Genomic DNA, 25,688 nt, shown 5'->3' on the forward strand with positions numbered 1-25,688 from the left:
TGTTATTCAACTGCGAACGATATCGCAAGGCGCGTCCAGCAGCTGCCTGAAGCGATCCAGCGGCATCGGTCGGCCCAGATAGTAGCCCTGCCCTTCCTGACAGGCGATAGCCTGAAGCTCCTGCAACTGCTCCTGCGTTTCAATCCCTTCCGCCGTTACCGTCAGCGAGAAAGCTTTCCCCAGCCCGATAATGCCTTCAACAATCGACAGCGCCTGTGGAGAGTGCGGGAAATCGCTCATATAGGATCGATCCATCTTCATGCCGTCAAACGGGAACATTTTCAGATAGCCCAACGAAGCATGGCCCGCGCCAAAATCATCCACCGTCAGCTTTACGCCCAGCGCTTTGAGCGACTGCATCACTTCCAGCGCGCTTTGCGGATTTTCGAGCGTAATGTTTTCGGTAATCTCCAGTTCAAGCCGGTGCGCTTCCAGGCCGCTGGTGGCCAACGCGCTGGCTACGCGCTGCGCCAGATTGCCGCTACGAAACTCCACCGGCGAGATATTCACCGAAACGTACATCGGCTCCGGCCAGCCCAGCGCGTCGTGGCAGGCCCGATGCAGCACCCAGTCGCTGATATCAATAATCAGCCCGGTCTCTTCCGCCAGCGAAATAAATTTATCCGGCATAATCAGGCCGTGGCTCGGATGCTCCCAGCGGATCAGCGCTTCCGCGCCGTCCAGCCGCGTGTTTCTCAGACAATAGCGCGGCTGGTAAAAGAGCTTTAGTTCGTTTCCGGCGATAGCCTTACGCAAATTGCGCTCCATCTCGCGACGCAGCACCAGCTGTTCGGCCATTTCCGCGCTGTACCACGTCCAGCGATTTCGCCCTTCCCGCTTCGACTTATAAAGCGCAATATCCGCCAGCCGCAGCAGTTCGTCGGCCTGCATCGCATCGTCAGGCGCCAGCGCAATCCCCATGCTCGCGCCGATAAAAATTTCCTGCTGACCCAGCTGGAAAGGTCGGCAAACCTCGTCCAGCAGCGCCTGGCAGCAAGCGTCAATCTCATGTTCGCCGTTCAGATCGGAAACGATAATAATAAATTCGTCGCCGCCCTGCCGCGACACCAGATCGCCGGCTTTGAGCACGCTGCGCAACCGGTGCGAGACCTCATTCAGCACGCTGTCGCCCGCCGCGTGGCCCCATGTATCATTGATCGGCTTAAAATGATCGAGATCGAGACTGATCAACACCAGCGGTTTTTCTGCCGTGGGCTGCGCCTGTAGCCTGCTCAGCAAAAACTCGCTCATATAGAGCCGGTTTGGCAGCCCGGTCAGCGCGTCGTGCTGCGACAGATAGTGAATGCGTGCCTGAGACTCGATCTCCTGAGTAATGTCGGAAACCGTGCCGCGATAGCCGCTAATCTGTCCGCCCGTTTCTACGGCGTTAGCCACCAGGCTACAGATGCGCTTTTCGCCGCTGGCCGATACCGAATAGCAGCGCAGGGTATGGCGATGCCCTTCCTGCCGATGCTGAAACAGCCATTCGGAAACCGGCTGCGTATCGTGCTGCAGGATCGCGTCAATCGATTTATCCAGCAGCTTTTCCACCGCAAAGCCCGTGGCGACGGTAAAGCGCCGGGAAAGGTAGGTCAGCACGCCTTCGGCGTTGGTTTCCCAAATCCAGTCAGACGCGGTTTCGGCCACGTCGCGAAAGCGAGCCTCGCTAACGGCCAGCTCGTGCTGACTGTGGATCAGCTGCAAAAAACGCTCGTCGCAAAGCCTGGCGTTGTACATGGCGTGCCTGATAACGCGTCGCGTCACCAACGCCAGCATCACCGCTGCCAGCAGCAGCACAGGTAACAGCAGCAGCAGCAGCGCCCGTCCCGGCTGCTGCGAATCCCAGCGGATCACCACCGGCATCCCGTCGAATACCGCCTCCAGCAAAAAGGGCTCGGTAGCGGTATCCTGCGCGTTGCCCGGCACACGAGCATTCATCACGCCGACCGTACGGCCGAACTGCGCCAGCTTTTCCGGCGTGTAGCGGCTGACGAACACCATGACCGAAGGCGGCCCTGAGCGGGCTTTCAGCCCCGGCACTTTTCCTGTGGTGATCGGCGCAGCGGCTACGATAGCCGGCGTCGAACCGATAAGCGTATTCAGCGAGGTCGCGCCCTCCTCCTTTGCCAGCAGACGTGCCCTGGCGATAAGCGGCGCGGTCTGAATACCCAGCCAGCTTTCCAGCTGGAGATCGTCCAGCTGGCCGTTAACCACTGAATAGGTGGTGCGGCCTTCGCCGTCGACCACAAAGACGCCGTCATAATGGAATTCGCTGTATAAACCCGGCCCCAGGTTTTGCTGCTCAAATGCCCAGACCTTATCCATCGTCAGATGTAAATGGTTCCAGGCTTCACCCCAAAAGGCGTAATCGCGGATATTGGTCATCAGCTCCTGACGAGCGTCCTGCCAGGCGTTATGCAGTAAAAAACTTTCCTGTTTAACGGCCTCTTCGTTCTGACGCCAGGCGATACCGACCACCATAAGCATGGCGAGCAGCGTCACGCCGCTCATCAACAGAATAAGCGATACGGCTATTCGTCGGGTAAAGAAGGTGGATTTCTGGCCGTAAGGCACCTGGTGGCTAAGCATGGGGGGAAAATTCATCTACTCCGAACCTTATCCTGCGGGCTGACAAACAACTCCCGTTTGCCCGCCCTGACTGCTATCTGAAAATCGCAGGTCCTTTTTCCCTTCCAGACGCGATCGTTAATGCACTATCGGCCTGGAGGCTGAACAATTTAGATGCAGCGCGCACTAATTCTGCCGCCTCGACACTCCCCTTCGCCCTTGCTACCATCGGCTGATACGCTTCCCACGCCCATGCTAATGAATAAAGAAACGGATAAAGCGACTGAGGCCCTGCTCTGTACGGGGATTTGCCTGATCTGGTACGGCATTACGCTGCTGATCGGCACGCCGCTGCTTCATCCTTTTTTAACGGAAAACGGCATTTTGATGCCGGCGCTGTGCCTGCTGGAATTTGTGGTGCTGGTGCCGCTCTGGCGCTGGTATAACCGCCATTATTCGGGCGTGCCGTCAGGCGTGCTGCGGCTCCGCCCGCTGCTCCTGTTCGGCCTGCTGCTGCTTGCCCTGATTTTTTCCCAGTCTTTTTATTTACAGCCGGAAAGCTGGACCGCCACGCAGCTAAACGGCGACGAACAGATCGAAGCCTGGCGCACGCTGGCCTTTTCGCTGGCGGTGGTGATACTGGCGCCCGTGGCTGAAGAGATTGTTTTCCGGGGCTTTTTGCTGCAGGCGCTGTTAACGATGGTGCCGGGACAGCGGCTGGCCTGTGCGCTACTCACATCACTAATCTTTGCCGGACTCCACACCCAGTATGTTCATCTGCAAACGCTCCTGGCGCTAACGGCGCTTTCCCTGCTGCTCTGCCTGGCCCGTTTTTATTCGGGCGGCCTGAAGCTGCCCGTCGCGCTGCATATGCTGAATAACTTTATCGGCGTTGCGCCCTGGCTGTGGGCCACCTTCCTGCGGTAACAATGGTTAGTGTTTATAACCAATAGGTTTTGCTTATAACCAATTCGCATATCGATAGCCGATAATCTACTATTTATCCGGTATGCAGGTAATCTACACTCGCCAACAAATTAAAACAGGGTAAGGAAACGTCATGAAACTTCTGCTTCCCGCCATTGCCGTCGCGCTGGCAGGTTCTTTTGCGGCACAGGCCGCTACGCCGCCGGATACGCTGGTTATCGCGCAGTCTATTGATGACGCCAACAGCTTCGATCCCGCGCAGGGCTTTGAGCTGACCTCGGTACAGGCGTTTACCAATCTCTATCAGCGTCTGGTACAGCCGGATCCGCAAAATCCTGTCGACCTGCAGCCAACGCTGGCCAGCGCCTGGCAGCCGGGCAGCGATAACCGCAGCCTGACTTTCACCCTACGCGACGGCGCGAAATTCTCTTCCGGCAACCCGCTGCGCCCGGAAGATGTGATCTTCTCTCTGGGACGCGTGGTCAAGCTTAACCTCGATCCCTCTTTTATCCTGACCCAGCTGGGCTGGACCAAAGAGAACGTGGACTCGCATCTGAAAAAGATCGACGACAGCCACGTGCAGATTAGCTGGACGGCTGACGTCAGCCCGACCTACGTGCTGAGCCTGCTCGCCGCGCCGGTTTCCTCCATCGTGGATGAAAAAGTGGCGATGGCTAACGCGCAAAAAAATGACTTTGGCAACAGCTGGCTGATCGCGCACTCGGCGGGCAGCGGCCCTTATCAGATCCGCAAATATATTCCGCATGAGGTGCTGCTGCTTTCCGCTAACGCTTCTTCACCAGCGGGCGTGCCAAAGCTGAAAAACGTGCTGATTAAAAACGTGCCGGAACCGGCTGCCCGTCGCCTGCTGCTGGAACAGGGCGATGCGGATATCGCCCGCAACCTGGGCGCCGATCAGATGGCGTCGCTCAAGGGCAAAACAGACGTGAAGCCAATGGCGGTGCCGATGGCCTCGCTGTATTACATGCAGTTTAATATCGACGCCAGCCCGGCGCTGAAAAACCCGGCGTTCTGGGAAGCGTCCCGCTACCTGTTCGATTACAAGGGCATCGCGGACGATCTGCTGAAAGGCCAGTTCCAGGTGCATCAGTCGTTTCTGCCGCAGGGTTTCCTGGGCGCGCTGAACGACAATCCTTACACCTTCGATCCGGAAAAAGCTAAGGCGATTCTGGCGAAGGCGGGACTGAAAGACGTCAGCTTCAAGCTGAGCGTCAGCAACCAGCCGCCTTACCTGGATATCGCTCAGGCGTTACAGGCCAGCTTCGCGCGCGGCGGCGTCAAGGTTCAGCTGATCCCTGGTATCAGCACCGAAGTGGCAACAGCCGTCAAAGCCCATCAGTATGAAGCCACGCTGAACGCCTGGGGAGCGGACTATTTCGATCCTAACACCAACGCCTCCGCCTTTGCCTACAACCCGGAAGACGGCAGCAAAACCCTGGCCTGGCGCTCTAACTGGCATATTCCCGAGCTGAATAAACAGACGCTGGCGGCCACGGCGGAAAGCGATAAGGAAAAGCGCATCAAACTGTATGAAAACATGCAGCGCGAAGTGCAGAAAAACTCACCTTACGTAATCGGCTTACAGGCTCGCAACCTGATTGCGCTGCGCGCCAATCTCAAAGGCTACGTGCAGGGCATCAACCCGGATATGGTCTACTACAGCCAGGTCAGTAAGTAATGGCGCGTTTTACCGCTGAAGCCGGGTCCGCCCGGCTGTTCTGGCTGCGCGGCGGCCGCCTGGCGACCGGTCTGGTCTCGCTGGCGGTCACGCTGCTCGGCCTGCTCGCCTTCACCTTTACGCTTTCGCATCTGTCGCCGGTCGATCCTGTTTTGCAGATTGCCGGCGATCACGCCAGCGAATCAACCTACGCGCAGGTAAGAAGCGAGCTGGGTCTGGATCAGCCGCTGCTGATGCAGTTCTGGCACTATCTGACGCATCTGGCGCACGGCGATTTAGGGATTTCACGCCTGACCAATTCGCCCGTCGCCAGCGATCTGCTGCGCACCTTTCCGGCCACCATCGAGTTGGCCACCTGCTCGATGATTTTCGGTGCCTTTTTCGGCATCGTGCTGGCGCTGGTCGCCGCATGGAAACCGGGCAGTCTGGTGGATAACCTGGCGCGTCTGGTTTCGCTGCTGGGCTATTCCGTTCCGGTGTTCTGGCTGGGCCTGCTCGGCCTGCTGCTGTTTTACGCCGTGCTGCACTGGTCGGCCGGGCCGGGTCGCCTGGACGATATCTGGATCTATACGCTGGAGCCTAAAACCGGCCTGGTGCTGATCGACAGCTGGCTTTCCGGCGATCCCGAGATGTTCCGCAATGCGGTTGCCCATCTGTGGCTGCCGGTAGTGGTGCTGGGCCTGCTGGCGATGGCGGGCATTACCCGTCTGCTGCGCGCGGCGCTGCTGGAAGAGAGCAGCAAAGAGTACGTAACGCTGGCGCGGGCAAAAGGCGCCAGCCGGGGCCGCATTCTGTTGCTGCACGTTTTTCCTAACGTGCGCGGCACCCTTATCACCGTACTGGCGCTTTCTTACGCCACGCTGCTGGAAGGATCGGTGCTGACCGAAACCGTCTTTGCCTGGCCAGGCGTGGGCCGCTATATGACTACCGCCCTGTTTGCGTCCGATACGCCAGCCATCCTCGGCTCTACGCTGCTGATCGGCGGCTGCTTTATTCTGCTGAACGCGCTGGCGGATGCGTTAACTTATCTCACCGATCCGAGAACCCGATGACGCAAAATCTTACCGATCTTGAACTCGCCGCCCCGCGCCGACGCCGTCGACCACGCGTCACGTCGCTGGCTATCGGCGGCACGCTGGTGGCTATCCTGCTGCTGGCCGCGCTGTTTGCGCCGCTATTAGCGCCTTTCGACCCCAACGCGCAGATTATCTCGGCGCGCCTGCTGCCGCCGTCTTCCGCGCACTGGCTGGGCACCGACGGCTTTGGCCGCGATCTGCTTTCCCGCGTGATTTACGGCTCTCGCCCTACGCTGCTGCTGGTATCGCTGATCCTGCTGCTGACTATCCCGGTCGGGATGCTGGTCGGCATCTGCGCGGGCTATCTTGGCGGCTGGACGGAGCGCGTGCTGATGCGCATTACCGATATTTTCCTGTCACTGCCGAACCTGGTGATCGCGCTGGCGCTGGTGGCAATGCTCGGCCCTGGCCTGCTGAACGGCGCGCTGGCGCTGGCGTTAACCAGCTGGCCGCCTTTCGCTCGTCAGGCGCGCGCCGAAACGCTGGCGCTGCGCCGCAGCGACTATCTGGCCGCCGCCAGAATGCAGGGCATCAACGGCCTGCGCCTGATGTTCGGCCATATTCTGCCGCTCTGCCTGCCCAGCGCCGTGGTGCGCGCCGCGCTGAGCCTGGGCGGCATTATCCTTTCCGCCGCCGGCCTCGGTTTTTTGGGCATGGGCGTGCAGCCGCCGACGGCGGAATGGGGATCGATGGTCGCTGAAGGCAGCAAGGTCATCTTTGACCAGTGGTGGGTAGCCGCCGCGCCGGGCGGCGCGATCCTGTTCGCCAGCCTGGCCTTTAACCTGACGGGCGATGGCCTGCGTGACCGACTGGATACCCGAAATGCCAACTGACTCTACGCCGCTGGTTGTGGCGGACAACCTGACGATAAGCAGCGCCGCCGGTGTGGCGCTGGTCAAAAACATCAGCTTTACGCTGGGCCGCGAGCGCGTGGCGCTGGTGGGCGAATCCGGCTCCGGCAAGTCGCTGACCGCGCGCAGCCTGATGGGCCTGCTCTCCCCCGCCCTGCATTTACAGGCTTCCACCCTTAGCGTGGCGGGCGAAAATGCGCTGACGCTGAGCGAAAGCCGCTGGAGCCAGCTGCGCGGCAGCAGGCTGGCGATGGTGATGCAGGATCCGAAATATGCCCTGAATCCGATGCGCACTATTGGCTGGCAGGTGGCGGAGCCGCTGAAGCTGCACGCCCGCCTCAGCCGCGCCGAAATCAAAGAAAAAGTCTGCGAGATGCTGGATGCGGTAGGCCTGCCGCAGCCCGCGCAGCTGATGCAGCGTTATCCTCATCAGCTTTCCGGCGGCATGGGCCAGCGCGTGATGCTGGCGATTGCGCTGATTGCCGACCCACAGTTTCTGATTGCCGACGAGCCGACTTCCGCGCTGGATCACGCCATGCGCGATCAGGTGCTGGCGTTAATCCGCCGTCTGGTGGAACAACGGAATATGGGCCTGCTGCTGATCAGCCACGATTTACAGCAGGTTTCCGAACACTGCGAGCGCGTGATGGTGATGTACCAGGGCAATATTCTGGATACCCTGCCCGCCGCTAATCTGCCGCAGGCCACGCATCCCTATACCCGCACCCTGTGGTCGTGTCGCCCGAGTAAAGCCACGCAGGGCAAACCGCTGCCGACGCTGGATCGCGCCGCGCTGGAGGCTTACCGTGAGCATGATTGATTTACAGAACCTCAGCGTCGCGCACCGCCAGGGCTATGAACAGCGCACCGTGGTGCATGACGTGTCGCTTCAGGTTGCGGCGGGCGAATGCTTCGGCCTGGTCGGGCCTTCCGGCTGCGGCAAATCGTCGCTGCTGTGGGTCATGGCCGGTCTGAACCCAAACTGGCAGGGCACGATGACGCTGGCCGGCCATCAGGCGACGTCCGGCAAACCCTTTACCGGGCAGCTGCGTCGGGACGTGCAGATGGTGTTTCAGGATCCCTATGCTTCGCTGCATCCGCGCCATCGTCTGAAGCGCACGCTGGCGGAGCCGCTGAAGCTGCTGAAGGTGCGCGATATCGATGACCGTATCGAGCAGGGATTCCGCCATGTCGGGCTGGATCCGGCGCTGGCCGATCGCTATCCGCATCAGCTTTCCGGCGGCCAGCGCCAGCGCGTCGCTATCGTGCGCGCGCTGCTGCTGGAGCCGAAAATTCTGCTGCTGGACGAGCCGACCTCCGCGCTGGATATGTCGGTGCAGGCCGAAATCCTCAACCTGCTGAACAAGCTGAAGCAGCAGGATAACCTGACGATGGTGCTGGTCAGCCACGATCCGGACGTGATCGACCATATGTGCGACCGCGCGGTGAGAATGGAGCGCGGCTACATTAAATAACGGGCGATGGCTGAACGCGGTGTTCAGCCATAAGCGCTTGATCTGGCTAATCTCTTAAACTGCTAACCCTTGCCGGAATTCGCATTTCCCCGCCGCTTTTTTCCTCCTATAGTCCTGATATCTCTCTCTTCAGGATATGCCGATGCGCAAGATTGCCTCCGTTCTTTTTGCCAGCCTGTTCGCCGCGCAGGCTTACGCCGCTACGCCCGCCGACACGTTAATCGTAGCCATTCCGCTGGACGGCATTATCAGCTTCGATCCGGCGGAAAGCTTTGAAACCGTCAGCAGCAGCAGCTTGATCAACCTTTATCAGAAGCTGGTCGATGCCGATCGCGACGATCCCACTAAACTGGCGCCGCAGTTGGCGACATCGTGGCAGCCGGGCGGCAGCGAACACAGCCTGCTTTTTACCCTGAAGCCGGGCGCGACCTTCGCCAGCGGCAATCCGGTCACCGCCGACGATGTTATCTGGTCGCTGAGCCGCGTAGTGAAGCTGAATAAGACGCCTTCTTTTATCCTGGCCGAGTTCGGCTGGACGCCGGAAAACATAGACCAGCAGCTGATCCGCCGCAGCGACAATCAGGTGGAAATCCGCTGGCCAGCCGCTATCGGTCGCGATCTGGCGCTGCGCCTGCTGACCGCGCCTGTGGCTTCCATCGTTGACCGCAGGCTGGCTATACAGCACGCCAGCGGCAACGATTACGGCAACGGCTGGCTGCGTACCCACTCCGCCGGCAGCGGCGCCTACGGCATTCGCAACTTCGTGCCGCAGCAGGCGCTGGTGCTGGAAGAGAACACGCACGCTGTCCCGGCGCCGAAGCTGAAAAGAGTGATCCTGAAGGGCGTGGCCGATGCCGGCTCGCGTCGTCTGCTGCTGCAACAGGGCGATGCCGATGTCGCCTATGATTTAGGGGCCGATCAGTTTGCGGCGCTGAAAAATCAGCCGGGCGTCACCGTTGCCAGCTTCCCTTCCAGCCTTGTCTACTATCTGGGTTTCAATACCCAGGATAAGCAGCAGCCCGCCTTAGGCAATCCGGCGCTGTGGCAGGCAGCGCGCTGGCTGGTGGATTATCAGGCTATTTCACAGCAGCTGCTGAAAGGGCAATATCAGGTGCATCAGAGCTTTCTGCCGCAGGGTTTCGATGGCGCGCTGGAAAACCAGCCCTTTCATTACGATCTGGCGAAGGCTAAAGCCATTTTATCTCAGGGCGGCATCAAGCCCGGTACCCGCTTTTCATTGACCATCGTTAACCAGCCGCCTTACACCGACGTGGCGCAGGCGCTACAGGCCAGCTTTGCCAAAGCGGATATTGAGCTGGCTATTCAGCCGGTGGCGGAAGCCGAGCTGTGGGGGAAAATGCGCGGGCGGGATTTTCAGTCGATCTTTATCTACTGGGGCGCAGACTATATCGATCCCAATACCAACGCCAGCGCCTTTGCCTATAACGTGCCGGGCGGGCCGAAAACCCTGGCATGGCGACTTGGCTGGGCCATTCCGCAGCTGAGCCAGGAGACGCGGGCCGCAGCGGCCGAGAGCGACGCCCGGAAGCGCAGCGCGCTTTATCAGCAGCTGCAAACGCAGATCCAGCAGGATTCGCCTTACGTAGTGACGCTGCAGGGGCAGAAGCTGGTTGGCTTACGCAGCAACGTACAGGGGGCTCGCCAGAGCATTGGCGTGAGTATGCTGTACTACGACGCGGTAAGTAAGATTTAGGCGCGAAGCGGGCGGTTTACCGCCCGCCGGGATATCAGGAGATAGCGGAGTCGGCAGAGTGCTTGTGCTTGTCGGACTCAAAATGCGTTTTGAACTGCTCGTAAATAGAGATCATGTTCGACGCATCGCCCTGTAACGGGCTGAGTTTACCGGCGCGAACCAGTTCAATAACCAGCTGGAGCGCGGCCTGTTTAGGGCTGCTTGAAGGATGAGCAATTTCTGATGACATAGCGGCTTCCATGAAAAAAGAGTAAAGAGTAAAGAGTAATTTTAACAACTTTCGCCCTTTTCGGCAGAATATTTTCTCTGTTTCCAGTGCCGTATCGGCTTTCGGCTGTTGCTACTTGTCACGCGTTGCCGCCAGCTTTCGATCCCGATCGATCGCGATCCTGTCTCGCACGATCCCTCAGATAGCACGTTTATTGCCACTGCATAACTATGCATTAACGAAAAGTTGTACAGGATTAAATAAAACTTGTACAAGGCGTTAAAAAAGTCTACATTCCCGTGCGTAACGTATTATGCATTTGCATAGCCTCAGGAAGTGCAGTAGGGTTTCCCACTTCCCGAGGCAATTTTTTCCCTCTAAGCCAAATTTCCTCTCTTCTAATCCTTTTTCATATTACGCTGGCCCTGAAAAGAAAATAATTTGCTTTCCTGCTTATCAAAACCTGTTGATATTTAATGAGCTTTCTTTGCAAAACCGGCAAAAGTTTTGATTCCAGCTATATTAAGAGTTTTCCAGCTGATTTGACCAGGCTTCGTCCGATATTATGCGTGAAAGCTTGCAGGTCGCCGTGTCGGGACGCTACCGTCATAGCTTATCACTGGCAGTGCCTCACAAAAGCAGAGCCGGGCCTCTTCTATTAACTTCTGGCTGTTTATGATGAATGGATCGAACACTTTTCTTACTCTGGCCGTGCCAGCGCTTTTTACCGTGCTGCTGCCGCTGAACGCGCCGGCGCAGCAGGTCACGCTGACGCTCTCTCAGGAGCAGGATGGCGGATCCGCAGGACGTGCCTGCATGTATATCCACCAGGGCCAGGCCGAATATCGCCTCGTCAAGCCTGACCAGCTTTGCCCCGGCACGCTAACTATTGAGGCGGCGACGCACCACATCTGAGCGGCTTTGCCCTGGTACGCTAACGGCAAGGCGGCCAGGCACTACGCCCGATCGGCTTCGCGCTGATACGCTAACGGCGAGGCGGTCACGCACTTCGCCCTATCGGCTTCGTCCTGGTACGCTAACGGCGAGGCGGCCAGGCGCCAGACCTGAACGCTTTTTTCCTGTCCGGAGATACGTCTGTACGACGGAGTATGTTACCTTTAGCCGAATGGCTATAATCTGACTGCTCGCGTCTGATTACGCTTCCTGACAAGGAGTTAAGTGTTGAAAAAAATGAATATTAAGCTGCTGACGCTGGTGGCCACCTATCTGGTTGTTCTGCTACATACGGCGGCCGTTCCTTTCAGCTATTTCCATCTGGCCTGGTCAGTGTCCGTGATGTATGAAGCGCTCGGGCGCATCGCTTTTCCCCTCTTCTTACTGATTGCCGGCTACGTTTCTCTTAATAAAAATGAGTCGCTGCTCAGTACGTTAAAAACGCGCGTGCTGGATCTGGTAATCCCGCTGGTTGTCTGGTCCGTTATTTATATTATTTATAATAAACAAGTTAACGCGGATACTTCACCGGTCAGCCTGCTGGAGCTGCTGAGCACGCCCGCCTATCCGCATATGTGGTTTATCTATACGATGATCCTGCTTTATCTGGTGACGCCGTTGCTGAATACATTTATTCAAAATGGTAGCCAGCAGCGCGTTAATTACACCGTTACTGTCTGGTTTGTGCTGGCTTCGGTTTATATGCTGTTTGATAACGTTAAGGCGAATCTGCTGGAAGGCCACGCCATTCCGGCGCCCAGCAATATTGATATGGTGGTGTATCTGTCCGGTTTTTATATTATCGGCGGCGTGGCGAGGCGTTTTGATATCAATCCCAAGGTCGTGATTTCAGGCATTATCTTTATTCTGTCTGCGGTGTTAACGTCGGTAATGACCTATTCGCTTTCAATCAGCACTTTTGCGCCTAACGCCATTTTTCTGTTTTACTCCGCGCCGACGCTGGTAGTGGTTTCACTGGCCTGCTTCTTTATGCTGCTGAATGCGCCCTTCCACTATAGCAAGCGCGCCATACGGCTTATCCACGGGCTATCGCGGCTGAGCCTGGGGATCTTCTTTGTGCACCTGATGGTGCTGGAGTCGCTGCTGCATCTGTTGCATATCGAATTTGAAGGCTATTCATCCGCGCTGACCATTCCGGCCGTCGCGCTGGCCTGCTTCGCTATTTCCGCCGCTATTACCTGGCTGCTACGGCAGATCCCCTGGGTACGTCGTATTACCTGATGTTCCGACGGCTCCCTCGCGTACGTCGCCCTGGCTGATGATGCGATACATCCCCTGGATACGTTGCCTTACCTGATTAGCTGAAGCAGTAAGAACGGTCGCCTCGGAAAGCGGCCGTTCTTCCGGCAAACTACCGGTGCGCCACGTACCGTCAGTAACTGGCTGCGGCAAATCTGTGTGGCTGATTGATTGCTCTACGCGCAATCCAGTAGAGTAAAATTCGCTCTTCATCGCTGTCCTGATCCGCCATCGCCAACAGCTTAAGCGCCAGCGTGGCCTTATTAACAGGCTGACCTGTTATGCTCAGGTCAACCACAGCTTTACCAATAATGGTGCACACTTCTTCATCGCTTGAAGCCAGTAGATCGTGATCTGTACTCATCGTCTCCTCCTGTTGCCGGTAAATTTTAAGTCTGGCAGAAGCTGGGGAGATTGCCATCTCTCAGTCTTTTAAACTGGTTATCGCTCTGCCGCCGCTATTTTTCTCTTTTTCCAATGAAATCAGCCACTGGGAGCCTCTTCGTCATCTTTTAGTCATACTTACTAACGAGAAATAATATCGGCACACAACTTTTCGGGCCGAAATTTACCTTAAGTCGTAACAGCGATTAACTACGAAGATATTATGCCGCCGTTTATTCTTAAATTTGCGCCAAAACCCTGGTATTAAGCGGATCTTATTTATGACCAGATCCGATCGTTTTCTCGCCGCCCGGTGCATTAAGATTATTCTGTATTTTTACCTTTTCGCCCCTCTCTGCCTGCTGCCTGCCGGATTTAGCGCTTTCTGCGCCAGCCTTTTTTACTTTCCATACTCTGTTAATAACTGGATCTGTTTACGCCATTCTTAAACAGAAAATAAGCAAAAAGGCTGTTTTGCGGCTATTTGCAACGCAAAGGATTAAAACTAAGCTTTCCGCCAACAACACCTGTATAACGCCTGAGGATAAAAATAATGAAAAAAATCACCGCGCTGGCTTTGTTCCTGATGATGACGGGCAGCCATGCCGCTTTTGCCGCACCAGCACCAGCCGCCGCGGGCGTCGCCGCCGGCAGTGAAGCGACCACGCTTTCTGACGGTAACTCCAACGCCGTTGGCGTCGGCGCGGTCGGCGCGCTGCTCGGTATCGCTCTGGCGACCATGGGCGGCGGCGGCGACGGTTCGAACACGGGAACCACCACAACGACCACCTCCACCACGGCTCATTAGTCCGCAGCCGGCCTTTTAGTCATAAAGGGCCGGCTTTTAGTTAACGTCCGCCTCGCTTTTCAACCCCATGGCTGTACCGCATCGCCAGCTGACATTCGTCGGCCGCCTCGCTTTTCGCCTATACTTTGGGACTGATGTGGTTTTATTACGGAGGGAACAATGTTAATCGGCTTCGTTTTACTGGTTAGCGCCTGCGGCCACGACGCCTGTGACGCTTTACCGGTGTCCGAACATATTTTCCCGACGCGCGCATCCTGTGAGCGCATGGCAGAGCGTATTCATGAACGCCGCCCTTCCGCCGTATTACTGTGCGGCGAGGTCTATCGCAACCATGACAGCGAAACGACGGATATAAATCCGTAAGACAATCTTTTTTGGACGTTTAGTGGCAAAGGTGAGGATGGCTCTTCAAAAGCCATGAATGTTAACGCAGAAGGCAGGTATTGGTTGAGCTTGCATGCGGCGCCCGTCAGGCGACTCAGAACAGCCCAGAAGCAGACGGCCTGAGCCAGGCTGCCCGCTTCTGGTTTGCCTCGGCGCTAGAGCCCCAGCTCGCTCAGGCCGGGATGGTCATCCGGGCGACGGCCCAGCGGCCAGTGAAATTTACGCTCGCTTTCCTGTATGGGCAGGTCATTAAGACAGGCATAGCGCGTGGTCATCAGGCCATTGTCATCGAACGCCCAGTTTTCATTGCCGTAAGAGCGGAACCAGTTGCCGGAATCGTCATGCCACTCGTAGGCATAGCGCACCGCAATGCGGTTGTCCGTGAAAGCCCACAGCTCTTTAATCAGGCGATACTCCAGCTCGCGCGCCCATTTACGGCTCAGAAAAGCCTCCGCTTCCTGACGGCCATGAATAAACTCCGCCCGATTACGCCATTGCGTATCCAGGGTATAGGCCAGCGCCACTTTTTGCGGAGTGCGACTGTTCCAGCCGTCTTCCGCCAGGCGTACCTTCTCTGCTGCCGTTTCACGCGTAAAGGGCGGAAGCGGCAAACGACGTTCCTGTTCAGCCATCACTTTTCCTCGCGGAGAGGCTATTGCGCCTCGGCTTTTTCATCGACGTAGCGCGTCACCGCCAGCAGTCGATTAATATGGGTCAACAACAGATCGATATCCGACTGCAAAAAGCTTTCGCCGGATGTCGTGGCCGCCACGATGGCGTTCTGGATGTTGTCTGAAATCGTCGATGCGCCATCGCCTTTTCCGGCCGTCAGCAGCAGCGCCGCCACCAGCAGCGACTGCGCTTCTACCTGCGCCGTCAGCTCTTTTGCATCAACTTCAATTTTAGCCATCTTCATTAAGATATCGATAACCAGCTGCTTCATCATTACTCCCCGCAATAAATTATCCCAGAAATTACCATTACGTTCAGAAACGAGCAAACTGAAACGCCGCTGGCTGCACCTTCTGTTGCATTCTGATCCACTTTCTTCCTTTTTAGCGCATTTTATAAGCAAGATGGCCATTTTCCCTGGGCAAAAGCAATTATATTTCCCGTTTCGCCTGGCTAAATGCCCGGCGTGGAGTAGATTTAATCTTGTGATGCTTATCACATCATTATCACAATAATAACGTTGGCAAGGGAGTAACTTGTGAATCAGACATCAAACGGCGGGACAGCCGGCACTCAAACGAGTACCCCGACCGAACCCCTGGTAAAAGTGATCGCGTTTATCGCGACGCTTGGCGGTTTACTGTTCGGCTATGATACCGGGGTGATTGCGGGCGCCTTGCTTTTTATGAAGCACGACCTGCATTTAACGTCATTGACCACCGGGATGGTCACCAGCTTCTTAATTCTGGGTTCCGCCATCGGCGCCATCTTCGCCGGGCGCGTGGCAGACCGCTTTGGTCGTAAAAAAGTCATCCTGGTGATGGCGGTGATCTTTATGGCCGGTTCGCTGGGCTGCGCCACCGCGCCAAACGTGGAGATGATGATCACCTTCCGCTTTATCCTCGGCCTGGCCGTAGGCGGCGCGGCGGCTATCGTTCCCGTCTATATCGCAGAAATCGTGCCGGCCAATCGCCGCTGGCAGTTCGTGACGCTTCAGGAGCTGATGATCGTTTCTGGCCAGCTGATCGCCTATACCAGCAACGCCGCGATTAACGAAGTCTGGGGCGGCGAAACCACCTGGCGCTGGATGCTGGGCGTAGCCTGCGTTCCGGCAGTTGTGCTATGGGTCGGGATGCTGTTCCTGCCGGATACGCCTCGCTGGTATGCAATGCACGGCCGCTACCGGGAGGCGCGCGACGTGCTGGAGCGCACCCGCCATTCGCGCGTGGTAGAGAAAGAAATGGGCGAGATCCGTAAATCGATGTCCTCGAAAAGCGAGAAAAACGCCCGTCGTAAAAAGACGATTTCGACCTGGATGAAGCGCCTGGTCGCGCTGGGTATCGGCGTGGCGATGCTGCAACAGCTTTCCGGCGTAAATACTATTATGTTCTATGCGCCGACCATGCTGCAGGCGACCGGCCTGGGCACTAACGCCTCGCTGCTGGCGACCATCGCTAACGGCGTCATTTCCGTGATTATGACCTTCGTGGGAATTATGCTGCTGAGCCGCTTTGGCCGTCGTCCGCTGCTGCTGACCGGCCAGATTGGCTGTACCTGCACGCTGCTGGCGATTGGGCTGCTGACCTGGCTGATGCCGGAAACGGTTGATGGTCATCCGGACGTGCTGCGCAGCTACCTGGTGCTGGCCGGCATGCTGATTTTCCTCTGCTTCCAGCAGGGCGCGCTGTCGCCGGTCACCTGGCTGCTGCTGTCGGAAATGTTCCCGATGCGTATCCGTGGGATGGCTAACGGCATCTCCGTTTTCGCCATGCAGATGACGAACTTTTCCATCGCGTTTCTTTTCCCAACGCTGCTGGAAAAATTCGGCCTGACCAACACCTTCTTTGCCTTTGCCGCTATCGGTATCGCTGGCGGTATCTTTGCGGTACTGTTCGCGCCGGAAACGCAGGGAAAAACGCTGGAACAGATCGAGAAGCACTTTAAAAAGCATCTCCAGGACGATCCTGCGCCGCAAACGGACAACTAATCGAGGCGCCAGGGACGGCGCACAACTTTCTGACAAAGGAAACTTTCTGAGCCTGCACGGCAGGTAAACAAATAAAGAGGCCTGAAATGGGAACGGCGATATTTATGGTTTTGATGGTTTGCGGCTACTGGTACACCAGTCGCGACCTTTCCACCCGCTTTAAAATCAAGCGTTCTTTTGGCTGGGACGTCTACTTTCTGGTCGCCCTTTACGGCTGTATTTTTGTCTTGCAGGGCGTGATCGCCACCGGGCTAATCTGGCTCTTTCTGCTCGCCTGCTCCAGCCTGCTGAACATCATGCCTGAGCTTACGGGCGGTCATCACCACAACTGGCAAATGGAATTTATGAACTGGAGCTTTCTCGGTATCCAGGCGCCAGTTGTGGTGATGCTCTCTTTTGCCGTCGCCTTTTGTCTTTACCGTTCTAACTGGTCCGGCAGCGCCAGGCTGAACAGCAAGGGCCGCAAAAAGCTTTATAAAGAACTTTCGCGCTCTAACGGCGTTGAAGGCATTCTGTTTCAGTGCATGGAAGAAGGCGAGCTGGCCTGGGTAACGCTGAAATCGCGCCGCATCTATATCGGTATGATCCATACGGCTTCCTATGAGATCGAGAATACCGCTAATATTGTGCTGATCCCGATGCTGAGCGGCTATCGTGACGGCAAGACGCTGAATCTATGCGTAGAACACAACTACAGCAAGTGGTATGCGGAGCATAATATTACGCTGGATTCGGAACCGAAATCCGCGATGGCGTTCCGTAAAGTTATTCTGCTCAGTCAGATTGAGAGCCTGTCGCTGTTTGATGCCGCCAGCGCCAGCGCGTTAGCTTTCGATAGCGATGAGGATGAGGAACAGCCGCCGCAGTAATACGGTTTTCGGGCTGGTGCGCCCTATCAGCTCATCAGCCCATCAGCCCATCAGCCCATCACTAAAGTGATAAGCCAGAAGCCGGCGAACGTCATCAGCAGCGAACCAACCACGTGCGTTAATACGGAAACCATCGCCCACAGATAGTTTCCCGCCTGCATCAGCGTAACAATTTCCAGCGAAAAGGTGGAAAACGTGGTCATGCCGCCGCACAGGCCGGTGGTGATCAGCAGCTTCCAGGCAGGATCAAGCTGCGGATTACGTAAAAACCACGCCATCGCCGCGCCGATAATAAATCCGCCCAGCAGATTCACCAGCAGCGTACCCGGCGGCAGATTTGGAAACAACGAGTTAAGACGGACGGCCAGCAGCCAGCGAATAACGCAACCGGCCGAACCGCCGATAATCACAGCGAGCAGAGGTTTAAACATCATCTTCCTCAATAGAGTGACGAGGATTGCGTAAGAAGCCCGACGCGCACTCCTGCTGGTTAAAAGAGAGCGTTGTCAGGCGTCATCAGCCCCTTATGAGCGGGGCGGTTGGGAAAGGCGGCACGCCACCGCCTCAGGCCGTTGAGCGTAATCAGTCGCGTGAACTTTTGCAAGCCTGCGGCCCGGCATCAGCGACGGCATCAGAAGCATTGCCATGAATTTACTGGAATTTATAGCAGATCAGCCGTGCTGCGCTATGCTTGCTTTCGTTATTAGCTACAAGGACATTTGGCTACCGTATGCGTTTAATCCCCCTGCCGCGACATGATTTACTGCTGGGCCTCTGCTGCCTGCCCGCGCTGCTCGTTATCTATCTGACCGGCTTTACCTTCGGACAGGTGCAGGCCGCAGGCCTGGTTGCCAGCGGCGCGCTGACGCTGGCGTTCGGTGCGAATAAAACCTGGGGCGGATCTTCTTTTTCGCTGCTGTTTACCACCACGCTGGGGGTGGCACTCTCTTCAGCGCTGGGCTGTCTGGCGGGCAACATCACACCGCTCTATATTGCCGGAGCCATGCTTTATGCGGCCGTTTACGTGACGATGGCGAACGTGGATGACAGCGCATGGTGGATGCTGTTGCAATGGTCGATCGCCTGGCTGGTCTCCGGTTATTTTGCCGGTTCGCCGGAGCACGCCGCCGATCGGGCTATGCTGGTTGGCGCTGGCGGTCTGATCCAGATGTTTTTCCTCTATCTGGTGTTCCGCCGCTACCCTTTTTATCTGAAAGACGTTTATCCGCGCGCCTGGCTGCGTTTTTTACGCGTCACAACAGGCAAATATAAACACAAAATCCATCTGCAATGGTCGGTTTTCTTTGCGCTAATGGCGATGGGGCTGGCGCTCTCCGGCGTGGAATTTTTCCATCTGAAAAACGGCTATTGGGCGGGCATGACGCTGTTAATCTGTCTGCGTAACAACTATCGGGATTCGCTGTCGCGGGTGCGCGCGCGCGTATTGGGCACGCTGATGGGCAGTATTGCGGCGGCGGCGCTTATCGATCTGTGTGACTCTCCGCTTTACCTGATCGGCGGATTTATGCTGTTTGGTTACGCCGCCTTTACCTGGTCCTATTCGCTGATCGCTAAATCCTATTTCGTCTTTGCCTTTATCGTCACCATGATGGTGGTGTTTATGATCGCCAGCCTGGGAACGTCGCAAATTGTTGTTGCCACCCATCGTCTGGAAACCACCGCTATAGGCGGCCTGTTCGCGCTGTTTGCCCTGGTGATGACCCGCCTCTTTACCCGCAAACAGATCCTGCTACGGCGGCGTAAATCGGCCTGAACACCGCGCCCTTTCCGGCTGAAGCTCACCGCTTTGCTGCAGGACGTTTTTCAGCCATGTTCAGGGTGGGTTCCTCTGCGGCCGGTTTTGGTTTTTCCTCTTCCTCAGGAAAGAAAGACTCCAGAAAACGTCGCTGTTGCTGATTCATTTTCCAGCCCTTCAGGCATGATTTTTCAGGAAGCGTAGCCATTAAGCTATCCCCCACAGCAGCAACAGTATCCAGAATATCAGACAGCCCAGCACAATCTTCAGCCAGACTTTTCCGCGAAATGATAAATATTTTCCCATTGACGCTCCTTATCTCTGTCAGAAACAGAGCCACTATAAAATATAGCGACTAAATTAACTATCCATTTATTATTTTCGCAATATGGGATCTACCACACTAAATTTATAAACAATAAAATAGCGCTTTATATTTCAATAACCAACTTTCAAAATGATATTTGAATTACAAAAAACGCTTAACAACAAGCCTCAAAAAATTAACGCCTGGTAATATTTTTTATTAGTGCTATATCAGGAAAGATAAACATTTTTACATTCCAGAATTAACGCATTTTATTAACTTGAAAATTCCATATAAATAAAATTAATTCCAATAAGGCGATGCCGGGGCACCGCCGGTGGATTAGCGCTTTTAAGAAGTCGCTTCGGCCTGATCTTCTTCGCTGTTAACCATTGCCGCCTGAATTTCCTCTTCATCCAGCGAGGGATTCAGCGCGACGGCCAGCGGTGAACTGGCCAGGCTGTCCGGTACGGCGACATGCGGCGTAGGATTTTCGGCATTTTCCTGCTGGATTTCGCTACGGTGCCAGCTCATTACCGCAATTATTACGCCACAAAGTGCGAAAAACAGATAGAGCATATGCCCGCCCAGCGGCTGCATCAGCGCGCCGGTGATCATCGGCCCGATGCAGGCACCAACGCCAAATGCCATCAGCAGGCAGGCAGTCAGCGAAACGCGCCTTTCCGGAGCCACGCTGTCGTTAGCCATCGCCACCACCAGCGGGTAAAGCGAGAACTGCATCATGCTGGTGATAAATGCCGCGCCGGTCACCCAGATGAAAGTGAAATGCAGCGGCAGCGTCAGCAACAGCGCCGTTATCGAATAAAGCAGCGCGGTGCCGCAAAGCAGACGATGGCGGTTAAAACGATCGGAGAGCCAGCTCAAAGGGAATTGCGACACCAGCCCGGCGAAAATCGTAATGGCCATAAATAAGCCGGTTTGCCGCGTGGTAAACCCAAGCTGGCTGGCGTAAACGGGTGCCATGCCGTAAAACGCGCCAACGGCCATGCCGGTCGCCAGCGTAATCAGCAGGATGCGAGGGATAGCGCGAAAAAAATAGCCCAGCTCCATTGGCGCGGGCGACATTGGCTGCGCGTTGGTACGGGTGGTCAGCGCAATAGGCACCAGGCAAAGCGCGAAGCAAAGCGCCACAATCAGCAGGCTTGCGCTACCGGATGCCGCCTGGGTCATCAGGATGATCTGACCGGACGACAGTCCCAGATAGGTGGCGACCATATAGAAACCAAAAATCAGACCGCGCTGGCCCGGCTCCGCCTGATCGTTCAGCCAGCTTTCCAGCACCATATACTGGCACATCATGCACAGGCCGATAATCAGCCGCAGACCTATCCAGGCAGGCAGCCATTCCGTCAGCCCGTGTCCCAGCACGGAAGCCGTAATGATGCCAGCGCAGGAGACATAGGCGCGAATATGCCCCACCCGCGCGATGAGGTTATGCCCTACCTTGCCGCCTATCACCAGGCCGATGTAGTTGGCTGCGATAATACCGCCGATCACGCTGCCGCTAACCTGTTCCTGCGCCAGACGCAGGGAAACATAGGTGGTCAGCAGGCCGGAACCCAACAGCATCAGCAGCGTGGTGCTGTATAAAGGTAAAAAGGTGCCGAGAACTTTCTTCATTGCGCTTCCTGTCTTTTTTATTCCACAAAAGCAAACCTGCACTGTAAAAGGTAGTCGTGCTTTTGCCGTGACAGCAAGCTTAACGGGCAGAAAAACAGACAAAAAAATTATGCGTTGATATTGACGAGGTCATTGCAATAATTAAGACAGGAGCCGAGTGACAATTATTTTCTTCAGCAGAAACATAGCATTGCACCGTTATGTGAGCAAATACAAAGCAAATGGAAATATATTAATATCTTTCTCAATGTAATTTTTTCGGTTGATTATTTAATCAGATTAATAATACTTTGCAGCGCAATAAATAAAGCATAAACACTATTTGTCGGCCCTGAAGCTGGTCGGCTCAGGGCCAATATTTTCAACGTGGCAGCAGCATTACTGCCCCAAATCCCGCAGTTTTTTCCCCGCCATCAGATTCTTTTCAATATGTTCCAGCGTAATGTTTTTGGTTTCCGGCACCAGCAGGAAGGTAATTACAATAAATACCAGATTAAAGCCGGTATAAAGCCAGAAGGTGCCCGCCGCGCCGATGCTGCCCAACAGGGTCAGGAAGGTCGCGCCGATAATCATGTTCGCTACCCAGTTGGTAGTGGTGGAACAGGTGATGCCAAAGTCGCGGCACTTTAACGGCTGGATTTCCGAACAGAGGATCCACACCACCGGCGCGGCGCTCATCGCGTAGCCTGCAATACAAAGCATCGTCATGCCGACCGCCACCCAGGAAAGGTTCATGGTGGCTTCGCCCTGCCCCACTTTCATCAGGCAATAGCCGAGGATCAGCGTGGCAAAAGCCATCACAGAGAAACCGATTTTCAAAATAGGTTTGCGGCCCGCCTTATCGACAGTAAAGACCGCGATAAAGGTCGCCAGCATAAAGGTGACGCCAACCACTACCGTCGCCATCATCTGCTGCTGGGTACTCTGGAATCCCGCCATTTTAAAAATCTGCGGCGCGTAATACATGATGATATTCATACCGGTAAACTGCTGCATTCCCTGTAACAGCATGCCGAGAAACACGGCGCGGCGGACGTTGCTATTTTTGCGAAACAGCGACAGCCCACCCTGCTTCATTTTCAGGCTTTCGCGGATCTCGTTCAGCTCCTGCCTGGCCTTATCGGACGTATCGCGCAGCATCCGCAGCACCTCTTCCGCCTCCACATGCAGGCCTTTCGCCGCCAGCCAGCGCGGGCTGTTGGGCAGGAAGATCACCATCACGAACAGCAAAACGGCGGGCAGCGCCAGAATGCCCAACATGGCGCGCCAGTTGCCGCTGTAGCTGAAGGCGGTATCCGATAAAAACGCCAGCAGAATGCCGAAGGTGATCATCAGCTGATAGGTGCTTATCATCTTGCCGCGAATATTTTCCGTCGCCATTTCAGAAAGATAAAGCGGCGCAGTATAGGAAGCGATGCCGACGGCGACGCCCAACAGCACGCGAAAAGCGAGCAGGACCTCCAGATTGACCGCCAGCGCCGATCCCAGCGAGCCGACGATAAACAGCAGCGCGCCCGCCATCAGGCTATATTTCCTCCCCAGCCGGTGCGACACCCAGCCGTTGCAGATAGCGCCAATTGCCGCGCCCAGCATCATGCTGCTGACTACCCACTCCTGCTCATGGCTGTCGAGCGTAAAGTGTTGGGTAATAAACGGCAGCGCGCCCGAAATCACGCCGATATCCAGCCCGAACAGCAGCCCGGCCAGGCCTGCCGAAAACGAAATAAAGAGATTCATCCGCCGGACTTTGTTTTTCCGCGCCTGCGGCAGCACCATACTGTTATTGATTGAAGACATTTTTTTAACCCCGGTTTTATCCTGTCTGCCGGTAACATACAGACTCGCGCAGGCCGGAGGTTATGTTAAAAAGTCCACAGGCATGGATTAAATGGCTGTGGCGCACGAAGTTGTGATGACGATCGCATTCCTTTGCGCCATGCTCAGGACAACGCGGCGGTTTGCGACCAGTTGTAGGTCACCAGACGCAGCTGAATAGTGCCGGTAATGTCGCCATATCGCTGATTCATACGCGCTTTAAAAAACTGCTGTAGGCGCTCGGGCAACACCGCAGCGTTATAGCGCAGCAGCGTGCTGTGCCAGAACGTCGGTGGCCGGGCGCTGCCGCTATACCTCTCTTTTAACAGGCCCGCATAGCCGGAATGCTGCAACGCCTGCCAGAAAGCTTCTCTTCTCGCGATATCCGCTGCATCCGCTATACCGGCGATAAGTAATTGATTAGGCAAAGCCACCAGCCGCAGCTCGCGGACGGTAAGCTTTTTTTCCAGGCAGTGCGCCGCGGCAATTCGCGTTAGCTCCTCAATGCCCTCAGGCTGGTGGCGTTGGTCATAACACGAAGGGGTAATGGCCAGAAAAGTCAGATGAAAATGGTCAGGCTGCATGATATCGGCAAGCGGATCGTCCAGCACCTGTTCCCGCAGCTCTGCCAGCAACGCGCTTATCGGCTGGGTCAAGGCGGGCTTAATGCCGGTGGCGATGGCTTTTAGATTTTCCGGATAGAAGCCGCTGTACGCTTTAGCCGTTGTCGGATCGCGCCAGATGCGCAGCGTTTCCTGCGAGCGCTGATGATAGATTTGCGTAAGGCTTTCTTCTTCCACCTTGTGTTCTCCCGTCCGCTGTTAAGCATGCCAGTGTAGAAGCCACGGGAGAGAAAGGGCAAACAGCGGGCTGGCAGCAGCAAGACGAAAAACAGGGAAATAGCAGGGACGGAAAGGGTTTTGCGAAGCATATCAATAGCTAAAAATTTCGCGGGCGGGTCAGAATGTTAAAGGCGCGCCAGCACAGCTCTTACATTTCCCCGACGCCAGTCGCGCTATTGTCAAAGCTTGTTTGCTGTATTCGGGAACGGTCAGGAACGCTCAGTAACGGTTTCTGAAGGTCCTCAAAAAACCCGGTCTACCAGCCGGGTTTTTTTGTGCCTGCCTGCTGACGACCTGCATTCAAATCATAAACGTTCGCGCGTTTATGACTGGCATGTCGCTGAGCAACTGCCCGGCTAAGCAAAGCCAGCGGCTCTTAGTTTTAAAGATTGCCGGCACGCTGCTTTTAATTATGTTTCAGACCGGCTCTTTTATTGCCTTTTCTGCAAGGATCGCCTCAGCGTAAGGCACAATAAAGCGAGCCGCCTCAGTTTCCGGAGGCGGCTCACGACACGGGTTCAATCAGATATCCTCCTACCTGTCCTCGTCGTCGTCCTCTTCATCATCGGACTCAACGAGATCGTCATCCTCCAGCGGTGCATCAATTTCTTCGTCATCTTCCAGCGGATCGACGAGTTCATCGCTGCCTTCAGGGATATCTTCATGGTCATCATCGGCTGGATATTCAGCGTCATCAGGAACCGGTTCCTGGTAATCCGGACGTTCAGACATAGCCACCTCCATCACCCCATATGGGTCAGTTAACTATAGAGGCTGGCACCAAACCGATCCCGCGCTGCATCACAGATCCGATAAAACTCGCGGCGATTTATTCGGGAAGTTTGTCGCCCGATTCTGGCGCATCGTCCGGGCTGTCTTTCTGCTCTTTGGGATCTTTTTCGATCCGATTCTGCAAGCCGGTAAAGCGCGGATCGTTAGAATAAGAAATGAACATAGGTGACCTCCTGAATAGCGAATGAAACAGAAGTATAAACCCAATTTTAAGATCTGAGTCCCGAAAGGCGGAAAGGCGAGCCCGTGGCATGGTGACTTTTTAACCAGGCTGCTCTAAGGTTTTAACAGGTTATGACGCTGAATTTTTTCTGGTTAACGCTTTAAGGGGAAAATAATGGAAAAAATGACGGTTAAGTATGGCAATTTAACCTTTCCGGCCGAATACAGCGAAACGCAGACCGGCGGCGGCCTTGATAAAACGCTAATTATTGCCAAAACCGAGCAAAGCACGGCGCTGTTCAGCGGCGCATTACAGGAAACGTTTAATTTTGAATCCGAACGATTAGGTGAGGAAGATTATATTTTGAGCGATGAAGTGCCACAGCATTTTATTTTTACCCACAAATAAGAGCTGTAGCCGTACGGCTATTTTGATGTAAGCGTGTCGTAACCTTTTTGATGCATAAAAAAACCCGGCCTGAGCCGGGTTTTGTCTTGTAGCGTAAGGCTTACTGCAGCAGAGACAGCACGCCCTGC

General features: G+C 55.6%; 27 protein-coding genes and 1 riboswitch. Of the genes, 15 read left to right on the forward strand and 12 right to left on the reverse strand.

Going from position 1 to position 25,688, the window contains the following annotated elements; translation table 11 throughout:
- Positions 1 to 6: 6 nt before the first annotated feature.
- Complete coding sequence (locus AB6T85_RS18520) at positions 7 to 2,604, reverse strand: bifunctional diguanylate cyclase/phosphodiesterase (RefSeq protein ID WP_301252274.1); 2,598 nt, start codon at positions 2,602 to 2,604, stop codon at positions 7 to 9.
- A 222-nt stretch (positions 2,605 to 2,826) separates the two neighbouring features.
- On the opposite strand from AB6T85_RS18520, the gene AB6T85_RS18525 reads away from it, so the two are divergent.
- The 7 genes from AB6T85_RS18525 (at position 2,827) to AB6T85_RS18555 (ending at position 10,310) form a co-directional block, all read left to right on the forward strand.
- Positions 2,827 to 3,495 carry a CPBP family intramembrane glutamic endopeptidase gene (locus tag AB6T85_RS18525; protein ID WP_301252273.1) on the forward strand — a complete coding sequence of 223 codons (669 nt, stop codon included), beginning with the start codon at positions 2,827 to 2,829 and terminating at the stop codon, positions 3,493 to 3,495.
- A 133-nt stretch (positions 3,496 to 3,628) separates the two neighbouring features.
- Positions 3,629 to 5,194 (forward strand): ABC transporter substrate-binding protein, encoded by a 1,566-nt coding sequence (locus tag AB6T85_RS18530; protein WP_369896345.1) that lies wholly within the window; start codon positions 3,629 to 3,631, stop codon positions 5,192 to 5,194.
- The gene (locus tag AB6T85_RS18535; protein ID WP_253455125.1) at positions 5,194 to 6,246 is read left to right on the forward strand and encodes an ABC transporter permease; all 1,053 of its coding nucleotides are present in this window, start codon (positions 5,194 to 5,196) and stop codon (positions 6,244 to 6,246) included. The genes AB6T85_RS18530 and AB6T85_RS18535 overlap by 1 nt, the downstream gene beginning before the upstream one ends.
- Positions 6,243 to 7,103 (forward strand): ABC transporter permease, encoded by an 861-nt coding sequence (locus AB6T85_RS18540; RefSeq protein WP_253455126.1) that lies wholly within the window; start codon positions 6,243 to 6,245, stop codon positions 7,101 to 7,103. Before AB6T85_RS18535 ends, AB6T85_RS18540 begins: the two co-directional genes overlap by 4 nt.
- The gene (locus AB6T85_RS18545) at positions 7,093 to 7,941 is read left to right on the forward strand and encodes an ABC transporter ATP-binding protein (RefSeq protein ID WP_301252271.1); all 849 of its coding nucleotides are present in this window, start codon (positions 7,093 to 7,095) and stop codon (positions 7,939 to 7,941) included. The genes AB6T85_RS18540 and AB6T85_RS18545 overlap by 11 nt, the downstream gene beginning before the upstream one ends.
- A complete protein-coding gene (locus tag AB6T85_RS18550) occupies positions 7,934 to 8,596 on the forward strand; it encodes an ABC transporter ATP-binding protein (RefSeq protein ID WP_301252330.1) in 663 nt (220 codons plus the stop codon). The genes AB6T85_RS18545 and AB6T85_RS18550 overlap by 8 nt, the downstream gene beginning before the upstream one ends.
- Positions 8,597 to 8,738: 142 nt before the next feature.
- Entirely contained in the window at positions 8,739 to 10,310 is a 1,572-nt protein-coding gene (locus AB6T85_RS18555; RefSeq protein ID WP_369896346.1) for an ABC transporter substrate-binding protein, read from the forward strand.
- Positions 10,311 to 10,344: 34 nt separating this feature from the next.
- Here the strand turns inward: AB6T85_RS18555 and AB6T85_RS18560 are convergent, their stop codons facing one another.
- Entirely contained in the window at positions 10,345 to 10,539 is a 195-nt protein-coding gene (locus AB6T85_RS18560; RefSeq protein WP_125288348.1) for a hypothetical protein, read from the reverse strand.
- A 654-nt stretch (positions 10,540 to 11,193) separates the two neighbouring features.
- Between AB6T85_RS18560 and AB6T85_RS18565 the strand changes: the two genes are divergently transcribed.
- Both AB6T85_RS18565 and AB6T85_RS18570 read left to right on the forward strand, forming a co-directional pair.
- Positions 11,194 to 11,433 (forward strand): hypothetical protein, encoded by a 240-nt coding sequence (locus AB6T85_RS18565; protein ID WP_253455129.1) that lies wholly within the window; start codon positions 11,194 to 11,196, stop codon positions 11,431 to 11,433.
- A gap of 264 nt (positions 11,434 to 11,697) precedes the next feature.
- On the forward strand, positions 11,698 to 12,714 hold the full coding sequence (locus AB6T85_RS18570) for an acyltransferase (RefSeq protein WP_367317864.1): 1,017 nt from the start codon (positions 11,698 to 11,700) through the stop codon (positions 12,712 to 12,714).
- A gap of 151 nt (positions 12,715 to 12,865) precedes the next feature.
- On the opposite strand, the gene AB6T85_RS18575 is transcribed toward AB6T85_RS18570, so the two are convergent.
- A complete protein-coding gene (locus AB6T85_RS18575) occupies positions 12,866 to 13,096 on the reverse strand; it encodes a hypothetical protein (protein WP_125288345.1) in 231 nt (76 codons plus the stop codon).
- A gap of 573 nt (positions 13,097 to 13,669) precedes the next feature.
- On the opposite strand from AB6T85_RS18575, the gene yjbE reads away from it, so the two are divergent.
- Both yjbE and AB6T85_RS18585 read left to right on the forward strand, forming a co-directional pair.
- Positions 13,670 to 13,924, forward strand: coding sequence for an exopolysaccharide production protein YjbE (gene yjbE / locus AB6T85_RS18580; RefSeq protein ID WP_301252269.1), 255 nt, complete (start codon positions 13,670 to 13,672; stop codon positions 13,922 to 13,924).
- A gap of 159 nt (positions 13,925 to 14,083) precedes the next feature.
- Positions 14,084 to 14,287 carry a hypothetical protein gene (locus tag AB6T85_RS18585; RefSeq protein WP_253455130.1) on the forward strand — a complete coding sequence of 68 codons (204 nt, stop codon included), beginning with the start codon at positions 14,084 to 14,086 and terminating at the stop codon, positions 14,285 to 14,287.
- Between the two features lie 176 nt (positions 14,288 to 14,463).
- On the opposite strand, the gene AB6T85_RS18590 is transcribed toward AB6T85_RS18585, so the two are convergent.
- Complete coding sequence (locus tag AB6T85_RS18590) at positions 14,464 to 14,940, reverse strand: nuclear transport factor 2 family protein (protein ID WP_301252267.1); 477 nt, start codon at positions 14,938 to 14,940, stop codon at positions 14,464 to 14,466.
- 20 nt (positions 14,941 to 14,960) lie between these two features.
- Positions 14,961 to 15,251 (reverse strand): anti-adapter protein IraP, encoded by a 291-nt coding sequence (gene iraP, locus AB6T85_RS18595; RefSeq protein WP_253455132.1) that lies wholly within the window; start codon positions 15,249 to 15,251, stop codon positions 14,961 to 14,963.
- A gap of 267 nt (positions 15,252 to 15,518) precedes the next feature.
- Here iraP and AB6T85_RS18600 point away from each other — a divergent pair, with 267 nt between their 5' ends.
- Together AB6T85_RS18600 and AB6T85_RS18605 are read left to right on the forward strand one after the other, a co-directional pair.
- The gene (locus AB6T85_RS18600) at positions 15,519 to 16,967 is read left to right on the forward strand and encodes a sugar porter family MFS transporter (RefSeq protein ID WP_253455133.1); all 1,449 of its coding nucleotides are present in this window, start codon (positions 15,519 to 15,521) and stop codon (positions 16,965 to 16,967) included.
- Between the two features lie 86 nt (positions 16,968 to 17,053).
- Positions 17,054 to 17,836, forward strand: a complete 783-nt coding sequence (locus AB6T85_RS18605) for a hypothetical protein (RefSeq protein ID WP_253455134.1) — start codon at positions 17,054 to 17,056, stop codon at positions 17,834 to 17,836.
- A gap of 50 nt (positions 17,837 to 17,886) precedes the next feature.
- Here AB6T85_RS18605 and crcB read toward each other — a convergent pair whose 3' ends face one another.
- Complete coding sequence (crcB, locus tag AB6T85_RS18610; RefSeq protein ID WP_253455135.1) at positions 17,887 to 18,267, reverse strand: fluoride efflux transporter CrcB; 381 nt, start codon at positions 18,265 to 18,267, stop codon at positions 17,887 to 17,889.
- A 69-nt stretch (positions 18,268 to 18,336) separates the two neighbouring features.
- Positions 18,337 to 18,409, reverse strand: a riboswitch (Fluoride riboswitch).
- 157 nt (positions 18,410 to 18,566) lie between these two features.
- Between crcB and AB6T85_RS18615 the strand changes: the two genes are divergently transcribed.
- The gene (locus tag AB6T85_RS18615) at positions 18,567 to 19,610 is read left to right on the forward strand and encodes an FUSC family protein (protein WP_253455136.1); all 1,044 of its coding nucleotides are present in this window, start codon (positions 18,567 to 18,569) and stop codon (positions 19,608 to 19,610) included.
- A 25-nt stretch (positions 19,611 to 19,635) separates the two neighbouring features.
- Here the strand turns inward: AB6T85_RS18615 and AB6T85_RS18620 are convergent, their stop codons facing one another.
- From AB6T85_RS18620 to AB6T85_RS18645, 6 genes are all read right to left on the reverse strand, one after another.
- On the reverse strand, positions 19,636 to 19,800 hold the full coding sequence (locus AB6T85_RS18620; RefSeq protein ID WP_253455137.1) for a hypothetical protein: 165 nt from the start codon (positions 19,798 to 19,800) through the stop codon (positions 19,636 to 19,638).
- Positions 19,801 to 20,250: 450 nt separating this feature from the next.
- Entirely contained in the window at positions 20,251 to 21,540 is a 1,290-nt protein-coding gene (locus tag AB6T85_RS18625; RefSeq protein WP_369896347.1) for an MFS transporter, read from the reverse strand.
- Positions 21,541 to 21,918: 378 nt separating this feature from the next.
- Entirely contained in the window at positions 21,919 to 23,337 is a 1,419-nt protein-coding gene (locus AB6T85_RS18630; protein ID WP_253455139.1) for a sugar porter family MFS transporter, read from the reverse strand.
- Between the two features lie 143 nt (positions 23,338 to 23,480).
- Positions 23,481 to 24,155, reverse strand: coding sequence for a hypothetical protein (locus AB6T85_RS18635; RefSeq protein WP_369896348.1), 675 nt, complete (start codon positions 24,153 to 24,155; stop codon positions 23,481 to 23,483).
- A gap of 576 nt (positions 24,156 to 24,731) precedes the next feature.
- Positions 24,732 to 24,929: a hypothetical protein gene (locus AB6T85_RS18640; RefSeq protein WP_301252260.1), complete on the reverse strand. Its 198-nt coding sequence runs from the start codon at positions 24,927 to 24,929 to the stop codon at positions 24,732 to 24,734.
- A gap of 97 nt (positions 24,930 to 25,026) precedes the next feature.
- The gene (locus AB6T85_RS18645; RefSeq protein WP_301252258.1) at positions 25,027 to 25,152 is read right to left on the reverse strand and encodes a hypothetical protein; all 126 of its coding nucleotides are present in this window, start codon (positions 25,150 to 25,152) and stop codon (positions 25,027 to 25,029) included.
- A 174-nt stretch (positions 25,153 to 25,326) separates the two neighbouring features.
- On the opposite strand from AB6T85_RS18645, the gene AB6T85_RS18650 reads away from it, so the two are divergent.
- Positions 25,327 to 25,560, forward strand: coding sequence for a hypothetical protein (locus tag AB6T85_RS18650; protein WP_125288333.1), 234 nt, complete (start codon positions 25,327 to 25,329; stop codon positions 25,558 to 25,560).
- The last annotated feature ends 128 nt before the right edge of the window (positions 25,561 to 25,688 follow it).

Origin of the sequence: Erwinia aeris (genome assembly GCF_041224955.1) — a bacterium.
GTDB lineage: Bacteria > Pseudomonadota > Gammaproteobacteria > Enterobacterales > Enterobacteriaceae > Erwinia > Erwinia aeris.

Coding starts and splice junctions, on each gene's coding strand:
- AB6T85_RS18535 (WP_253455125.1), top strand. CDS start 5,194: ATGGCGCGTTTTACCGCTGAAGCCGGGTCCGCCCGGCTGTTCTGGCTG.
- AB6T85_RS18615 (WP_253455136.1), top strand. CDS start 18,567: ATGCGTTTAATCCCCCTGCCGCGACATGATTTACTGCTGGGCCTCTGC.
- AB6T85_RS18650 (WP_125288333.1), top strand. CDS start 25,327: ATGGAAAAAATGACGGTTAAGTATGGCAATTTAACCTTTCCGGCCGAA.
- AB6T85_RS18545 (WP_301252271.1), top strand. CDS start 7,093: ATGCCAACTGACTCTACGCCGCTGGTTGTGGCGGACAACCTGACGATA.
- AB6T85_RS18525 (WP_301252273.1), top strand. CDS start 2,827: ATGAATAAAGAAACGGATAAAGCGACTGAGGCCCTGCTCTGTACGGGG.
- AB6T85_RS18585 (WP_253455130.1), top strand. CDS start 14,084: ATGTTAATCGGCTTCGTTTTACTGGTTAGCGCCTGCGGCCACGACGCC.
- iraP (WP_253455132.1), bottom strand. CDS start 15,251: ATGAAGCAGCTGGTTATCGATATCTTAATGAAGATGGCTAAAATTGAA.
- AB6T85_RS18640 (WP_301252260.1), bottom strand. CDS start 24,929: ATGTCTGAACGTCCGGATTACCAGGAACCGGTTCCTGATGACGCTGAA.
- AB6T85_RS18540 (WP_253455126.1), top strand. CDS start 6,243: ATGACGCAAAATCTTACCGATCTTGAACTCGCCGCCCCGCGCCGACGC.
- AB6T85_RS18550 (WP_301252330.1), top strand. CDS start 7,934: ATGATTGATTTACAGAACCTCAGCGTCGCGCACCGCCAGGGCTATGAA.
- crcB (WP_253455135.1), bottom strand. CDS start 18,267: ATGTTTAAACCTCTGCTCGCTGTGATTATCGGCGGTTCGGCCGGTTGC.
- AB6T85_RS18520 (WP_301252274.1), bottom strand. CDS start 2,604: ATGAATTTTCCCCCCATGCTTAGCCACCAGGTGCCTTACGGCCAGAAA.
- AB6T85_RS18625 (WP_369896347.1), bottom strand. CDS start 21,540: ATGAAGAAAGTTCTCGGCACCTTTTTACCTTTATACAGCACCACGCTG.
- yjbE (WP_301252269.1), top strand. CDS start 13,670: ATGAAAAAAATCACCGCGCTGGCTTTGTTCCTGATGATGACGGGCAGC.
- AB6T85_RS18575 (WP_125288345.1), bottom strand. CDS start 13,096: ATGAGTACAGATCACGATCTACTGGCTTCAAGCGATGAAGAAGTGTGC.
- AB6T85_RS18590 (WP_301252267.1), bottom strand. CDS start 14,940: ATGGCTGAACAGGAACGTCGTTTGCCGCTTCCGCCCTTTACGCGTGAA.
- AB6T85_RS18555 (WP_369896346.1), top strand. CDS start 8,739: ATGCGCAAGATTGCCTCCGTTCTTTTTGCCAGCCTGTTCGCCGCGCAG.
- AB6T85_RS18565 (WP_253455129.1), top strand. CDS start 11,194: ATGATGAATGGATCGAACACTTTTCTTACTCTGGCCGTGCCAGCGCTT.
- AB6T85_RS18605 (WP_253455134.1), top strand. CDS start 17,054: ATGGGAACGGCGATATTTATGGTTTTGATGGTTTGCGGCTACTGGTAC.
- AB6T85_RS18630 (WP_253455139.1), bottom strand. CDS start 23,337: ATGTCTTCAATCAATAACAGTATGGTGCTGCCGCAGGCGCGGAAAAAC.
- AB6T85_RS18645 (WP_301252258.1), bottom strand. CDS start 25,152: ATGTTCATTTCTTATTCTAACGATCCGCGCTTTACCGGCTTGCAGAAT.
- AB6T85_RS18620 (WP_253455137.1), bottom strand. CDS start 19,800: ATGGCTACGCTTCCTGAAAAATCATGCCTGAAGGGCTGGAAAATGAAT.
- AB6T85_RS18530 (WP_369896345.1), top strand. CDS start 3,629: ATGAAACTTCTGCTTCCCGCCATTGCCGTCGCGCTGGCAGGTTCTTTT.
- AB6T85_RS18560 (WP_125288348.1), bottom strand. CDS start 10,539: ATGTCATCAGAAATTGCTCATCCTTCAAGCAGCCCTAAACAGGCCGCG.